Origin of the sequence: Edaphobacter lichenicola, from assembly GCF_014201315.1 — a bacterium.
GTDB classification, from domain to species: Bacteria; Acidobacteriota; Terriglobia; order Terriglobales; family Acidobacteriaceae; genus Edaphobacter; species Edaphobacter lichenicola_B.
This window is the reverse complement of record NZ_JACHDY010000002.1, coordinates 913,056-926,788: the sequence shown is the minus strand read 5'-3', so window position 1 is coordinate 926,788 and position 13,733 is coordinate 913,056. Positions and strand designations below refer to the sequence as shown.

At 58.7% G+C, this 13,733-nt stretch carries 12 protein-coding genes; 9 read left to right on the top strand and 3 right to left on the bottom strand.

Translation table 11 applies throughout. From position 1 onward, the window contains the following. Nucleotides 1-204: 204 nt before the first annotated feature. The 3 genes from trpC (at nt 205) to HDF09_RS10115 (ending at nt 3,169) form a co-directional block, all read left to right on the top strand. Nucleotides 205-1,008, top strand: a complete 804-nt coding sequence (trpC, locus tag HDF09_RS10125) for an indole-3-glycerol phosphate synthase TrpC (protein ID WP_183765486.1) — start codon at nt 205-207, stop codon at nt 1,006-1,008. 43 nt (nt 1,009-1,051) lie between these two features. Then, a complete protein-coding gene (locus tag HDF09_RS10120) occupies nt 1,052-1,735 on the top strand; it encodes a phosphoribosylanthranilate isomerase (RefSeq protein WP_183765483.1) in 684 nt (227 codons plus the stop codon). A 495-nt stretch (nt 1,736-2,230) separates the two neighbouring features. Beyond that, nucleotides 2,231-3,169 (top strand): bifunctional helix-turn-helix transcriptional regulator/GNAT family N-acetyltransferase, encoded by a 939-nt coding sequence (locus tag HDF09_RS10115; protein WP_183765480.1) that lies wholly within the window; start codon nt 2,231-2,233, stop codon nt 3,167-3,169. Between the two features lie 153 nt (nt 3,170-3,322). Here HDF09_RS10115 and HDF09_RS10110 read toward each other — a convergent pair whose 3' ends face one another. After that, on the bottom strand, nt 3,323-5,416 hold the full coding sequence (locus HDF09_RS10110) for a prolyl oligopeptidase family serine peptidase (RefSeq protein ID WP_183765477.1): 2,094 nt from the start codon (nt 5,414-5,416) through the stop codon (nt 3,323-3,325). Nucleotides 5,417-5,841: 425 nt separating this feature from the next. On the opposite strand from HDF09_RS10110, the gene HDF09_RS10105 reads away from it, so the two are divergent. The 3 genes from HDF09_RS10105 (at nt 5,842) to HDF09_RS10095 (ending at nt 10,358) form a co-directional block, all read left to right on the top strand. After that, nucleotides 5,842-6,852 (top strand): VWA domain-containing protein, encoded by a 1,011-nt coding sequence (locus HDF09_RS10105; protein ID WP_183765474.1) that lies wholly within the window; start codon nt 5,842-5,844, stop codon nt 6,850-6,852. A 142-nt stretch (nt 6,853-6,994) separates the two neighbouring features. Continuing rightward, nucleotides 6,995-8,839, top strand: coding sequence for a bifunctional diguanylate cyclase/phosphodiesterase (locus HDF09_RS10100; RefSeq protein WP_183765471.1), 1,845 nt, complete (start codon nt 6,995-6,997; stop codon nt 8,837-8,839). Nucleotides 8,840-9,380: 541 nt separating this feature from the next. Beyond that, the gene (locus HDF09_RS10095) at nt 9,381-10,358 is read left to right on the top strand and encodes a CPBP family intramembrane glutamic endopeptidase (RefSeq protein WP_183765457.1); all 978 of its coding nucleotides are present in this window, start codon (nt 9,381-9,383) and stop codon (nt 10,356-10,358) included. Between the two features lie 17 nt (nt 10,359-10,375). Here the strand turns inward: HDF09_RS10095 and HDF09_RS10090 are convergent, their stop codons facing one another. Together HDF09_RS10090 and HDF09_RS10085 are read right to left on the bottom strand one after the other, a co-directional pair. Further along, nucleotides 10,376-10,768 carry a LysM peptidoglycan-binding domain-containing protein gene (locus HDF09_RS10090; RefSeq protein WP_183765454.1) on the bottom strand — a complete coding sequence of 131 codons (393 nt, stop codon included), beginning with the start codon at nt 10,766-10,768 and terminating at the stop codon, nt 10,376-10,378. Between the two features lie 115 nt (nt 10,769-10,883). After that, the gene (locus HDF09_RS10085; RefSeq protein WP_260177888.1) at nt 10,884-11,276 is read right to left on the bottom strand and encodes a YidB family protein; all 393 of its coding nucleotides are present in this window, start codon (nt 11,274-11,276) and stop codon (nt 10,884-10,886) included. A 256-nt stretch (nt 11,277-11,532) separates the two neighbouring features. Here HDF09_RS10085 and HDF09_RS10080 point away from each other — a divergent pair, with 256 nt between their 5' ends. The 3 genes from HDF09_RS10080 to msrB all read left to right on the top strand — a co-directional run bounded on the left by HDF09_RS10080 (nt 11,533) and on the right by msrB (nt 13,683). Beyond that, nucleotides 11,533-12,744, top strand: a complete 1,212-nt coding sequence (locus HDF09_RS10080) for a trypsin-like serine peptidase (protein WP_183765448.1) — start codon at nt 11,533-11,535, stop codon at nt 12,742-12,744. 70 nt (nt 12,745-12,814) lie between these two features. Then, nucleotides 12,815-13,219: a RidA family protein gene (locus HDF09_RS10075; protein ID WP_183765445.1), complete on the top strand. Its 405-nt coding sequence runs from the start codon at nt 12,815-12,817 to the stop codon at nt 13,217-13,219. Between the two features lie 53 nt (nt 13,220-13,272). After that, the gene (gene msrB / locus HDF09_RS10070; protein WP_183765443.1) at nt 13,273-13,683 is read left to right on the top strand and encodes a peptide-methionine (R)-S-oxide reductase MsrB; all 411 of its coding nucleotides are present in this window, start codon (nt 13,273-13,275) and stop codon (nt 13,681-13,683) included. The last annotated feature ends 50 nt before the right edge of the window (nt 13,684-13,733 follow it).

Below are 13,733 nucleotides of genomic sequence, written 5' to 3'. Positions count from 1 at the left end.
AGTCTCTTTTGAATCATAATCTTAGAGGCGTAGCTGCCAATAAATAGAAGATGTTCGGGGCACGCAATTCGAGTCCCCCCTTCGGCACCAAAGTTTCAACCTCGGTTGCAGGCAGGCAGCTTTCAGTAGCCGCCAAGGGCAGCCGAGTGCGGGTCGAACCGGTCTCATCATCCGGAACTACCACCCAGCCATCGCAAAGGGACTATGCCCACTCAGCTCGATCAGATTCTTGCGCACACGCTCCTGCAGGTAAGAGCTCGCAAGGCGGTCGCGGACTTCGGGCTGCTCGAGAGCATGGCGGCTGCTCACATCCCGCGCGGCTTCCGTGCCGGCCTTCAAGCCGCAGCAAAGACCGGCCCAGCCATCATCGCCGAGATCAAAAAAGCCTCGCCCTCAAAGGGCCTCATCCGCAGCGACTTCTATCCCGCCACCCTGGCCAGGACCTTCGAGTCCTCCGGCGCCGCAGCCCTCTCGATCCTCACCGACGAGGAGTTCTTTCAGGGCTCGCTCGCCTACCTGCAACAGGCATCGAGCGTCGTAGACATTCCCTGCCTCCGCAAGGACTTCATCCTCGATCCCTTCCAGATCCTCGAAGCCCGCGCCTACGGAGCCGATGCGATTCTGCTCATCGTCTCCGCCCACAGCGACACCGCACTCAGCGATCTGCGCGACGAAGCCAGCTCCAGCGGCCTCGATGTCCTCTGCGAGACCCACGATCGCGAAGAGCTAGAACGCGCCATCGCCCTGGGCTTCGACCTCATCGGCGTCAACAGCCGCGATCTGCGCACCTTTTCCGTCCGCACCGAAGTTCTCTTCGAGCTCGCCGCATCCCTGCCGAAGTCCGCCGTCACCGTTGCCGAGAGCGGCATCCGCACCGCCGAAGACATCGCCAGTCTGCGAGCCGCCGGATACGATGCCTTCCTCATCGGCGAGACGCTGATGCGGCAGCCCGACCCCGCCGCCGCGCTCGCCACCCTTCTGGATCGCGAGTACTCCTCCGACATCTAACCAGAAGGCACAAGAAGGCCCGCCAGCGGAGCCGGTCAACCTCATGTGGATTAAGATCTGCGCCAACACCAACCTTGATGATGCGAAACTAGCCGCCGAGCTTGGCGCCGATGCGCTTGGGTTCGTCTTCGCCCCCAGCCCTCGCCGGGTCACCTCTGCCGAGGTTGCAAAGATCACGCCGCATCTTCCCTCCACCGTCGAGCGCGTAGGCGTCTTCTACGCAGTCGATGCCTACGAGATCGCCCGCGCAGCACATGAGGCTGGTCTCACCGCGGTTCAGCTCCACAGTGGCGTCGACTTCGCACTTCTGCATCGCCTCCACAAGCTCTTCGCAGGCCAGGTCTCGTTGATCCAGACAGTTCATTGGAACGTCGAGCCCGACGTAGCAAGCGGCGCCATCGTAGCTGCACAGTTGCGCAAGATTGCGGCCGACGGTCTGGTCGATAGAGTATTGATCGATTCGAAGGTAGGCGCAGCCCTCGGCGGCACCGGCGTCTCGTTCGACTGGGACACCGCGCGCAACATCTTCGACGAGGCCGCGCCTGAACTCAGGCTGATCGTCGCAGGAGGCCTCCGACCGGAAAACGTAGCAGAGGCCATTCAGGGGCTAAATCCCTGGGGGGTGGATGTCGCGAGTGGTGTGGAGTTGGAGCCGGGTAAGAAGAGCCCGGAAAAACTAGCAGCGTTTATCCGCAAGGCACGAGAGTCGAGGGGCGACTCGATCTAAGCCTAACGCCAGCTAAAACAAGCGATTAGGCGTGGTGCGAATACGAATGTTGAATGTGAGCCTTCGGGGCGCGGTCATGATAACCCTGTGGCCGCAAATGGCCTGTAGGCTGCTTTGGTGCCGCCAAGGCGAACGCAGGAGCCAGTGCCAGCAGTAACGCGATAGAAATATTCAGTTTCATAAGGCAACCTTTCTACGTGTTTATAAGACGCGTAGGCGATGTCCCCGGATTCACATTTCTCCGCCGGATCACCACAAATGCTGGGTATTTGGATATACCCCGAAAGCGGGACAAGCCCAGTATCGCCGCAAAAATAGCGATAAAAATTTGAATCCCTCCACTACGTGCCGCAAGCTGTATTACGCAACTGGTTATTACCCGCCTAGCGCCCTTTTGTCCATTCAATCCAACCACCCCGCCGCTCTCTTGAACGTCATTGAAAACGCGGGGTTTATATACTTGCTTTTGGCAACTATTTGAAGTTAGACTCCCCTATGGCTATCAGCAACCTCGAAGAACGGAATCAGGTCTCTGCGGTACGAGAGTTCAACCGCTTCTACACCGCGCGGCTGGGCTTGTTGCGAAGGCGGCATCTGGACGGAGACTTTTCGCTGACGGAGGCTCGGATTCTGTATGAGATCGGAGCCAACCCACGACAGACCGCATCCTCGTTACGCAACACGCTCGGCCTCGACGCCGGATACATCAGTCGAAGCCTCGCCCTGCTCACCCGGCGAAAGCTGGTGCGCCAGATCGCCTCAAAGCAGGACGGCCGGGAGAGATTGCTTACACTCACGCCAACAGGAGACAGAGCCGTAGCGCGGCTCAACGAACAGTCTGAGTTACAAATACAACAGCTGCTCGCTGACCTTGATTCCTCCGACCGCGAGGTGCTGGTTGATTCGCTCGCGAAGGTTCGCTCCATTCTGAGTCGGCCGAAAGAATCTTCTCTGCGAATCGTTCGCGTATCGAAGTGCAGCGACGAGGTCCTTCAACTGCTGAAGGAGTACTACGATGCAATCGATGTCGTTGTACGCGATACACTCCCGGCAATACAGAAGATCATCGACGAGCCCTCCTCTGGTGTGTGGCTCGCCTACCTGGAAGACAAGCCCGTTGGCTGCGTCCTGCTGCGAAAGATGACAACCATTCCGTTTGCCGGCGAGTGCAAGCGGCTCTACGTGCAGCCTGCTGCCCGCGGGCACCGCATCGCAGACAAGCTGCTGGACGCGCAGGAGGAGTTCGCTCGAAGCAGAGGGTTGCGTTGGATCTATCTTGATAGCCATGACGGTCTGAAGACTGCAATAGCTCTGTATCGAAGACGCGGCTACGTCCCATGCGAACGCTACAACGACAATCCCCAGGCGACTGTCTTCCTTCGCAAAAACATCCTGCCGGACGGGCCCACTGCGCGTGGGGCGGTCACTTCGTGACGTGTGTACCTTGTCTGGGCGAGGCTACATGCTTCGGTCCTCCCGTTGGTCGGCACAATCTGACTAGCGACCAACGGGAGCATCACGCGAAGCGGTATACACGTCACGAAGTGACCGCTGCCTGCGTAGGGCGCCCGTCCGGCAGGACAGTTTCTACCGGTTCAGCTCCCGCACCAGAAAGGCATACTGATCCACCGTCGCCTCAATCCTCTTGCTGAGCGGCATTCCAGCCCCATGTCCCGCCCGTGTCTCTACACGGATCAGGATCGGATTCGTGCCGCCTTGTGCGGCCTGTAAGGCCGCCGTGTACTTGAAGCTGTGCGCCGGGTAAACACGATCATCATGATCGCCAGTGGTGATCAGTGTCGCCGGATAAGCCACGCCCTGCCGGATATTGTGCAGCGGAGAGTACTTGTAGATCGCAGCAAACTCCTCCGCGTTCTCTGAAGGAGATCCATACTCCTCCTTCCACGCCCAGCCAATCGTGAACTTGTCGAAGCGCAACATATCCATCACGCCAACCTGCGCGATCACGGCGCCGAACAGATCCGGCCGCTGCAACTCGCATGCGGCAACCAGCAATCCGCCGTTGCTTCCGCCGGAGATGGCCAGCTTCGCCGCCGAGGTGTACCTGTTCGCGACGAGCCACTCCGCTGCGGCAATGAAGTCGTCGAAGACGTTCTGCTTCTTCAGCCGCGTTCCCGCCTCGTGCCACGCCTCGCCATACTCGCCACCGCCGCGCAGGCTGGGCTGCGCGTAGACCCCGCCCATCTCCATCCACATCACATGCGCGGAAGAGAACTCCGGCATCAGCGGCACATTGAATCCGCCATACGCGTACAGCAGCGTCGGCGCACTCCCGTCGAGCACAAGGCCCTTCTTGTGGCTGATAAACATCGGCACACGCGTGCCGTCCTTGCTGTTGTAGAAGATCTGCGTCGTCTCATAGAGCACCGGATCGAACAACAGCTTCGGCTGTCGATAGACGGTTGATTGGCGCGTCTTCATATCGAGCCGGTAGATCGTACCCGGCGTCGTAAAGTTGGTGAACTGGTAGAAGGTCTCAGTGTCCTCGCGCAGTCCGCCGAAGCCGTACGCCGTGCCAATCGCCGGCAGCTTCAGTCGCTCGAACAACTGCCCGTCGAGACTGCGAAGTTCGATCAGGCTCTGCGCGTCGGCGAGATAGTTCGCGATGAACGTATTGTCGATGATCGAGATATCGCTCAGCTTGTTCTTGCTCTCGGGAATCACCGTCTTCCAGTGTTCGCGCTCAGGATGATTCAGGTCGATGGAGATAACCTTGCCGTTGGGGGCATCGAGCGTGGTGAGCAGCCAGAAGAGAGTGCCATCGTTGTTGATCGGGGCGTAGGTCGCGTCCGCGGTATCGATCAGCCGCAGAATCGCCGACTCAGGCTGTTCGAGATCCTTAATGGCGATCTCGTTGTTCGGATTTGTGCCCTTGGATTGATAGAGCACCAGGTATCGCCCGTCGTCGGTCACCTGTGCCCCGAGGTTCAACTCCTTATCGTCGGGACGGTCGAAGATCAGCTTGTCTTCGCTCTGCGGCGTGCCGAGCCTGTGAAAGAACACCTTGTGAAAGTAGTTCGCCGCCTTCAACGCCTCGGCCTCTGGCGCGTCGTAGCCCTCGTAGAAGAAGCCGCTGCCGTCCTTGAGCCACGCGGCCCCGCTGAACTTCGACCACTCGACAATATCGGGCAGATCCTTGCCGGTCGTGACATCGCGGACATGCCACTTCATCCAGTCGCTGCCTGCGTCCGCAATCGAGTAAGCCGCCAGCGATCCATCGTCGGTGATGCTGAGGCCGCTGATCGCAACCGTGCCATCGGCCGAGAAGGTGTTCGGATCAAGCAGTACCTTGGGTTCACCCTCCAACCCCTGCTGCCAGTAGAGGACGTTCTGATTCTGCAACCCGCTGTTGTGCGAGTAGAAGTATCGCGCGCCGCGTCGCGCAGGAGCGGTGTATCGCTCGAAGTTGATCAGCTCCATCAGCCGCTTCTGCATCGCCTCGCGAGAGGGAACCTCCGCAAGATAGCTCTGTGTCAGTTCGTTCTCGGCGTCCACCCAGGTCTTCAACTCCGCGGAGTCAACATCCTCCATCCACCGGTAGGGATCGTTGACAGAAGTGCCAAAGTAAGCGTCCGTCTGCTCCACCTTGCGGGCAGTGGGATAGGTGAGAGCTGAATTCGTTTCAAGGGAGGGTGAAGCAACAGCAGAGCTTGTAGTCATCAGGTCAACTTTCGGTTCAACTCTCGGTTCAATCTTGGTTCCGGGGGGAGGTAGGTCAGACAGCCACCCTCGGACTATAACTTAGATGAGTAATCCTGAAGTAAGTCGCCGCGAGACAGTACAGATTCCTATCGGGTGGACGCAAATGGGAAAGACCTCTTTCCCGGACGTGAAATCCAGAGGCCAAAATCCGGACGCGAAAATCCGGACACGAAAATAAAGTTGAGAAACGTGGCGCATCGTTCGACTCCGAAAAAGTGACGGCTAAAACACCACGTCAGCCATGCAATCCACCACGATCACACCACGATTTAACCATCGCAAAACACCACAAAAATGCAAAACCCCCAGCAAAAACCACCTCTTTGCCCCAAACCATTTTTTTTGTAATCAAAACCGAAATTCACTCCGTTTAGACTTGAGCTATGCGGACTCTCCACCCCGTCCTCCTGCTCTGCGCCGCACTCCCAGCCATTGCCCAGACCGCGCCGCCGACGGACAACCAGAGCTACACCCTCAAAGCCCAGTCCAATGTGGTCCTGGTCCCAACCACCGTCCAGACCAAACACGGCGAGATGATCTACGAGCTCAAGCCGGAGCAGTTTGTCGTTGAAGACAATGGAGTTCCCCAGGCAGTTCACGTCGATCAAGACACGGACTCCCTCGGCCTGTCGCTCGTCGTCGTCGTCCAATGCAGCCGCGCCGCAGGCTACGAGTACCCCAAGCTAAGCGGCCTCGGCTCCATGATCGATGGCATCGCCGGCGACGCCCCGCGCGAGGTCGCCATCGTCACCTACGGCTCCGCGCCGCTGCTGCTCGGCAAGTTCTCGAACAGCGTCGACGCCATGGCCCGCGCGCTTGCGCAGCTCGAGCCCTGCGACGATCCCGAAGCCTCAACGCTCGACGCCGTTGCCTACGCGACGAAGCTGTTAGAGGCTCGCCAGAACCACTATCGCCACGCAATTCTGCTGATCAGCGAGACCCGCGACCACGGCAGCACAGCCAAGCCGGCCGAGGTGGTTGCTGCGCTTGGGAGAACCAATACCGTCGTCGACTCCGTGGCGTTTGGGCCAGGAAAGACGGAGGTTATGAGCGATCTGAAGTACGGCGGCGGCAGCGGGCCGATCGGTCTTCTGGTGATGGCGGTGAACGCCCTGAAGAAGAATGCGGCGCATGAGCTAGCTGCGCTCTCCGGCGGCGAGTATATCAACTTCACCACGCAGCGAGGCTTCGATGAAGGTCTGCATCAGCTCTCGAATCACGTCCATAACTACTATTTATTGAGCTTTCAGCCGCATGCCGAGGCGAACGGCGAGCCTGCGTCGGGAATGCACAGGATACGGGTCAAGATCCCCGATTATCCTGAGGCACGAATCCGCTTTCGCGAGAGCTACTTTGCCGGCGAGCTGGATGCCGCCGCGGCAAACACGAACTGAGGCATCGAACGCTCAGTTGAACAACATGGTTCGAGATCGTTCGTTGGGTGGCTGAACTTTCAGGAAGGAGCATACTAGGAGTCCGATGACAGGCGATGAAGCGGAACGCTGCTTCTGCCGATAAGGGAACTCCGGGCTGGTTATGGGTATTGGTTCTCTCAATGAGACAGTAGAGGATCGTGGATCGTCTCTGTGGCGACTGACGACGGTCGCGCTGGTGCTGGTGTGCCTGGGCTATGCCGCGTTGCTGCTGAATATCCGGAGCTGGGACAACGGCGGGGTCACGATCCTGTGGCCTTCAAACGGTCTGCTGCTGGGGGTCCTCTTGTGCTCGAGGCGCCGACAGTGGGCGGCTTATCTGGTTGTAGGCTTTGCGGTCGATCTTGGGCTCAACCTGGCGTTGACGTTTGCACCGTGGACCTCGGTTTATCTTGCCGGCTGCAACATGCTGGAGGTCGGCATTGCGGCTGCGCTGATGTACCGGACGATCTCGCCCAATCCAGACCTTACCCAACGCAGGCAGTTGATGAGCCTGCTGCTGTTTGGTGTTGTCTTAGCGCCGGCGATCGCCTCGGCGCTGGCTCAGTTGAGCATCTCGAACCTTCATGCGGTGCCGAGATTTACCGCGGCCAGACACTGGTTTGTGGCGGATGCTCTTGGGATCGCGGTGATGACGCCGTTGTATCTGTCGTTCCGGCAGAGGGAGCAGTTTCCCGGCCGATCCCGGCTTGAGGTTGCTGGACTGTTGACGCTGCTGGTCGTTGCTGCTTTGGGAGTCTTCTGGCAGACGCGGTTTCCACTTCTGTTCCTGCTCTTGCCTGTGCTGCTGCTGCTTGGCGCTCGTCTGCGCCTGGCAGGCTCTGCGCTTGGGCTGTTGATTGTGTCGATCATCGGCGGATATCTGACGATTCGGGGACAGGGTCCGATCGCACTGGTGCACTCCGGCTCTTCGATGACAGGCGATCTGCTGCTGCAGTTCTTCGTGGCAGTCTCGATGCTGGTGCTTTATGTCGTTGAGGTTGTGATCGCCGAGCGCGAGAGGCTGCAGGTCAACCTGAAGTCCAGCGAGACGCTGTTTCGTCTTTTGGCTGAGGCTTCGAACGATGTGATTGTTCTCTCCGATTTATCTGGCGCGCGGCGGTATATTTCGCCGGCTGTGACCACCGTGCTGGGGTGGGAGCCCGGAGAACTGGTTGGTCACACTCACCTTCAGATCGTTCATCCGGACGATCTTGCTGCGGTGGAGGCCTTGATGCGGGCTTGCCGTGAGGGGGGGCCGGTCGAGGCGTTGATCTATCGGTGCGCCAGAAAGGATGGAAGCTATGTCTGGATGGAGGCGAGCATGCGGCTCTATCACGACGAGACGACGTGGGAGCCTATTGGTTTCGTCAACGTGGTGCGGGATGTGACTGCTCGCAAGACGGCTGAGGAGGAGCTGAACCGTGCCTTCCGGCTGGTGGAGAATCTTGCGATGGCTGATGGCCTCACCGGCGTAGCCAACCGGCGGCGGTTCGAGGAGAAGATGGACAACGAGTGGCGGAGAGCGATGCGCGATCGCTCTCCGCTTTCGGTGTTGATGATTGATGTCGATCACTTTAAGCCTTACAACGACCTTTATGGGCATGTGATGGGCGATAGCTGCCTGCGCCAGGTTGCCGTGGCGGCGCAGGAGGTGATTCACCGCTCGTCGGACCTGTTCGCCCGGTATGGGGGCGAGGAGTTTGTGGCGGTACTGCCGAACACCGACAGCAGCGGCGCGCAGCTGGTGGCCGAACAGATTCGACGGACGGTGGAGATGCTTGGCCTGCCGCACTCGGGCAGTCCCAGCGGGGTGGTGACGGTGAGTATCGGCTGTGCGACCAAGACGCTGGGGTATGACTCAGCTTCGACGGTGCTGGTGGATGAGGCGGACCAGGCGCTCTACCAAGCAAAGTCCGCGGGCAGAAATCGGGTTGAGGTGGCTGCGGCTTCGACGATCTCTAGTTAGCCGGGTACCCCCATCCCCCCCCCCATATTACCCGCGCGTAAAGTCTTTATTTTTAATGATTTACAAGCTATAGCCAGCTGCAAAAACTAGATTCCAAAGGGTTTGCCTGCAGATTCGTGCAAACAAAGGGGTTACGGTTATGTCTCTCCTCCTCCATCGGAAAGCAACAAAGAGGGTGATGAAAAGTACCCCCCGAAACGAAGGGCAGGCCTCAGCGGCTAAAGCCGCAATGCAACCAAAGCATTTGCGGCACGGAGACCCAAGGCTAAAGCCTTGGGCTACCAGCCGTGCCCTTAAGCAAAACAGTTTTTTTAGCAGCCTCCATAGGAAAAGCCCCGGGGTTGGCCGGGGCTTTTTCGATCTGTATTCAGTATAGCGGATGGAGGGTAACTGATACGCCACGCGAATCTGCTGGATTGGCGCGGGTTTTCGTGGTGAGGGGGCTTGACAGGATCTTTGATCCTGTTCGTGCGAAGGAGACCGTCTCAGCGCAAAGTGATTAAATTGCAGCCGTAGTTTTGCGCAGCAAGCGGAGGCGGAGATGGAGAAAGAGAGTTCTTTTGCTACTCGCACTTTAAGCATCATCGGCTTTGGTCTATTGGCATTTGCTATCACCATTCTCGCCGGCGGTATCTGGAGTGCCCTGCTCGTCACCAATCTTCGGAGCAGCCCTGCGGTTCCCTGGTCCGTTCCCGTGATGACCCTTCTGCTGTGGCTGATGTGGAGCTATCTGGGTGGAAAGGGATGGCCACGGAGCACATCCGATGCGCGACGCCACTACTTGCGGGCCAACAGAAGATCTGCTCGGACCTACCTGTGGTCATTCGCTGCTGGTGTTCTATCTGTGGTTGCGTTGGCTGGATACTGGATCGTGCTGTTCCGATTGGTCAAGATGCCACCCAACGCACTCCCAGATATGTCGAGTTATCCCCGCATGACTGTAGCCCTCATGATTCTGATGGGGTCCCTGGTTGCGCCATTCATGGAGGAGGCTGGGTTTCGCGGATATTTTCAGGTCGCGCTCGAACGGGAAGTTCGCGGTTGGGTCGCGGTCACCGTCTCCTCCCTCGTGTTTGCCTTCGCGCACTTCGCTCATGGCATCTTGTGGCCAAAGCTTCTGGTGTACTTTCTTGTGGGCGTTGGGTTTGGCACGACGGCGTATCTCACCAACTCTACGCTTCCGGCCATTCTGCCTCACATGATCGGCGACCTGACATTTTTTACCTTGGTGTGGCCGCATGACGTAGCGCGACGACTGGTCCGGGACGGTGGAACTGACAATTGGTTTTGGATACACGTGATGCAGGCGATCGTATTTACGGTGCTGGCAGTTTGGGCCTTTCAGCGGCTGGCTGCGGAAGTGCGCCCTGCGCGTGGCCACCCCGTAAACGAAGACCTGTTTGCGGGGACCCCGGTTCGCGGCGATCACTTCGTGATGGGTATACCCCTTCGGTTGGCCGCTCCCGTTGGTCGCGAGGAAGATGATTCCGACCAACGGGAGGGCCACGCGAAGCTCTAAAAAGGCGTGCGAACGCCCTAGGTGATGACGGGGAGTTGAAGGGTGGTGCCGACGTTGATCTTGTTGGGGTCGGCGATGTTGTTGGCCTGGGCGATCTGAGGATATTTGCTGGCGGTGGCGTAGAAGAGCTGGCTGATGGCGCCGAGGGTGTCGCCGGATTTGATGGTGTAGGCCTGGGTGTCGCCGCCGGTGTTGGCGATCTCGTGGTGGAGGTCGGAGTAGGTGGGGTCGGCTTTTTTGATGTTGTCCCAGACGCGCTCGAGGATGACTCTGGAGGGAACGGTACCTTTGATGTGGAGCTGCTCGCCGTCGAGGTCGACTGCGTCGAGGGTGGCTCCGTAGGGGGCGAACTTCTGCAGGGATTCAATGACACCGGCGTACTTCTGTTTCAAAGCGTTGAGATCTGCCATGACGTAGCTTCTCCTTGGTCAGCTTGGCTGACTGTTGTGTGATGCTGTTTTGGGAGTGAGCGCTGTGGCCCCGGCGCCTGCTCGAAGTAAGTCCCGCTCTCGAAAAGATGACGGGCTAGACGAATTTGCTGAGAAGACTCTGCGCCATGCTGCCCATCGAGCTGGTCGGGGTAGCCTGCCCGTTGGGAGCGAAGTGCTGGATGACCATAGGCAGGACGGTGGCGAGGGCTACCTGGACGATCTGAGGCGAGACGCCGGCTTTCGCTGCGGTCGACTCGATGAGGCCGGTTCCGCTGAGGCCCTGCTGCACTTGTTCGGGAGTGGCTGTTGTGGCCTGACCTGCGCCCCAATTGTTGACGTGCTCGGCCATTCCGTTGTTCTTGAAGGCGTCGAGAACGCCCTGAATTCCTTCGGGGTGCTGGGTGAGCGCTTCAATAAAGCCACCTGCAACTTTGGCCTGATCGGTGCCGGCTGCGGCTCCGGTCTGACCAGCGAGTGATTGAATCATATCCATAATTCCCATGTTGTTCACCTCGCCCCCAATATATGACCGATTTAGGACAAGTGCCGCGGTTCGAGAAAAATATTTATTATTGATTTGTCATGGGATTGAAAGTGCAGTTCGGTCGGTTTTTTTAGTTGACCAGGCCATTTTCCTGCCGGTAGCTGGTAGCTGAAGACAGGCGTATACTTTGCTCGTTCTTGGTCTCAGTATTCGGGAAGCTTTACGATCGCGGGCCCCATAGAAGACAGGGGAGGCGTTTATGAGCGCAAAGAGCAGAGTTGCTCGAAAGCAAACCACGTCCAAGCCGCCGTTGAGCGCAGATCAAATTCTCCGGCTCGACAATATTTACAAACACAAGCCATCGCCCAAGGAACTTCATTCCCTGAAGAGTTCCAACACCTACACGATTCCCGATGCAGGAAGCAAGTTCAACCTGGAGAAGGCGATTCGCCAGATCCGCACGAAGGACGGGACGGTGTCCTGGCAGGTTGAGGGCGATGTGAAGATCATTCGCGGGAAGCCCATTGAGAAGTTTCATCTTCTGCGTCCGGGCGAGGCCAACGAAGCGCCGACGCTACCGCTGCCTCCACCTGGCGAGGGGAAGCGCAACAGCCCGACTCTGCCTGTGCCTCCGCCATTCCGCCCTGAATGGGCCGACCAGATCTATCACCCGAAGATGGTGACGCGGATGCCGCGACCGACGATGCGGCGCAAGAACGGCGATCGTGTGACGCCGCTGTACATCTGGGGTCAGGATGCGCGGCAGCCGTTTTTCCCGTCTGGATACCCTTTGCAGTGCATCGGGAAGCTGCTGATCTATACCGATCCGTACAGCTTCGTGCCCTCGGAGTTTGGCACGGGGGCGCTGGTGGGGCCGGATATCGTGTTGACGGCGGCGCACTGCGTGCCGTGGAACTCGAACCCTGCCATGATCCAGTTCATTCCTGCCTACTTTGAGGGGGTTTCCACGCTGGGCTCCAACGTCTCATCTTATGTCGTGGACGCCTCAACCTACGTCGATAACCTGTCGAACCCTGCGCCTGCCTTCGATTATGCCGTGCTCCGTCTGCAGGATCGTCTCGGGGACAGTCTGGGCTACTTTGGAGCGAAGTCCTATGACACGGGCTGGAACGATGGGAACTACTGGACTCTTGTCGGGTACCCAGGCGACGTGGCCGGCGCAGAGCAGCCGTCCTCTCAAAGCGGAATCAGCTTCCACGATGATGATGAGGACAGCAACGATCACGGAGACGCGCTCGAACTGGAGACCGAGAATGGCGATGCAAACCACGGAGACTCCGGGGGGCCGATGTTCGCGTTCTGGGACGACGGACCTTACATTGTCGCCGTGCTGGTTGCCGAGGAAGAGGAGTATTTCTTCTGGCCCTTCACCACAGAGCTCAACAACGTTGCTTCGGCTGGGCCGGCGATGATCCAGCTGATTCAATGGGCGAGGAATACCTGGGGATAGCTTTCTCTAGATTGCGGCCGATGACTGTGGCCGATTTTCTTTGGCCTGGGAACCAGATAGACTAGGCCGCATGAGCGATCAGGGGAAGACTGCAGTTTCTACGAAAGAGGCTCCGGCGGCGATTGGGCCGTACTCGCAGGCGGTGCGGGTGGGCGATACGTTGTTTGGGTCGGGGCAGGTTGGGCTGGATCCGGCTACGGGGCAGTTGGTTGCCGGGGGGATTACGGAGCAGACGGTTCGGGCGCTGGAGAATGTGAAGGCGGTGCTGGCGCAGGCTGGGCTGGATCTGAGCCATGTGGTGAAGACGACTGTGTTTCTGAAGTCGATGGGCGACTTTGCGGCGATGAACGAGGTGTATGCGAAGTACCTGGCGCCTGAGGGGGTGGTTGCGCCGGCGCGGTCTACGGTGGCGGTGGCCGGACTGCCGAAGGATGCGCTGGTGGAGATTGAAGTGATCGCCAAGGGAGCGGCTTGAAACATAACCTGGGCCTGGGCATCTAATCGATTGCACGACAGGAGGTTTGAGTAATGGCCGAAGCGACAAAGGTACAGAAGGTTCATAAGACGGAGGCGGAGTGGCGCGAGCTGCTGACTCCGGAGCAGTTTCATGTGATGCGCGAGGGCGGGACGGAGCGGGCGTTTACCGGGGCGCTGGTGAATAACCATGAGGACGGGGTGTATCACTGCGGGGCTTGCAATGCGCCTTTGTTTACCTCGGATAAAAAGTTCGAGTCGGGGAGCGGGTGGCCGAGCTTCTGGAACCCGGTTTCGCCGGATGCGATTGTTTCGATCGAGGATAATTCGCTTGGGATGAGGCGGGTGGAGGTGCAGTGTGCAACCTGTGGGGCTCACCTGGGGCATGTGTTCCCGGATGGGCCGAAGCCCTCGGGGTTGCGGTACTGCATCAATAGCGCTTCGCTGGGGTTTGAGAAGCAGTGATTTGAGAAGCAGTGATTTAAGAAGCAGTAGATTGAGTTGAAAAACAGGAA

Excerpts from the sequence above, each read along its gene's own strand:
- trpC (WP_183765486.1), top strand. The coding sequence starts at position 205 with ATGCCCACTCAGCTCGATCAGATTCTTGCGCACACGCTCCTGCAGGTA.
- HDF09_RS10120 (WP_183765483.1), top strand. The coding sequence starts at position 1,052 with ATGTGGATTAAGATCTGCGCCAACACCAACCTTGATGATGCGAAACTA.
- HDF09_RS10115 (WP_183765480.1), top strand. The coding sequence starts at position 2,231 with ATGGCTATCAGCAACCTCGAAGAACGGAATCAGGTCTCTGCGGTACGA.
- HDF09_RS10110 (WP_183765477.1), bottom strand. The coding sequence starts at position 5,416 with ATGACTACAAGCTCTGCTGTTGCTTCACCCTCCCTTGAAACGAATTCA.
- HDF09_RS10105 (WP_183765474.1), top strand. The coding sequence starts at position 5,842 with ATGCGGACTCTCCACCCCGTCCTCCTGCTCTGCGCCGCACTCCCAGCC.
- HDF09_RS10100 (WP_183765471.1), top strand. The coding sequence starts at position 6,995 with ATGGGTATTGGTTCTCTCAATGAGACAGTAGAGGATCGTGGATCGTCT.
- HDF09_RS10095 (WP_183765457.1), top strand. The coding sequence starts at position 9,381 with ATGGAGAAAGAGAGTTCTTTTGCTACTCGCACTTTAAGCATCATCGGC.
- HDF09_RS10090 (WP_183765454.1), bottom strand. The coding sequence starts at position 10,768 with ATGGCAGATCTCAACGCTTTGAAACAGAAGTACGCCGGTGTCATTGAA.
- HDF09_RS10085 (WP_260177888.1), bottom strand. The coding sequence starts at position 11,276 with ATGATTCAATCACTCGCTGGTCAGACCGGAGCCGCAGCCGGCACCGAT.
- HDF09_RS10080 (WP_183765448.1), top strand. The coding sequence starts at position 11,533 with ATGAGCGCAAAGAGCAGAGTTGCTCGAAAGCAAACCACGTCCAAGCCG.
- HDF09_RS10075 (WP_183765445.1), top strand. The coding sequence starts at position 12,815 with ATGAGCGATCAGGGGAAGACTGCAGTTTCTACGAAAGAGGCTCCGGCG.
- msrB (WP_183765443.1), top strand. The coding sequence starts at position 13,273 with ATGGCCGAAGCGACAAAGGTACAGAAGGTTCATAAGACGGAGGCGGAG.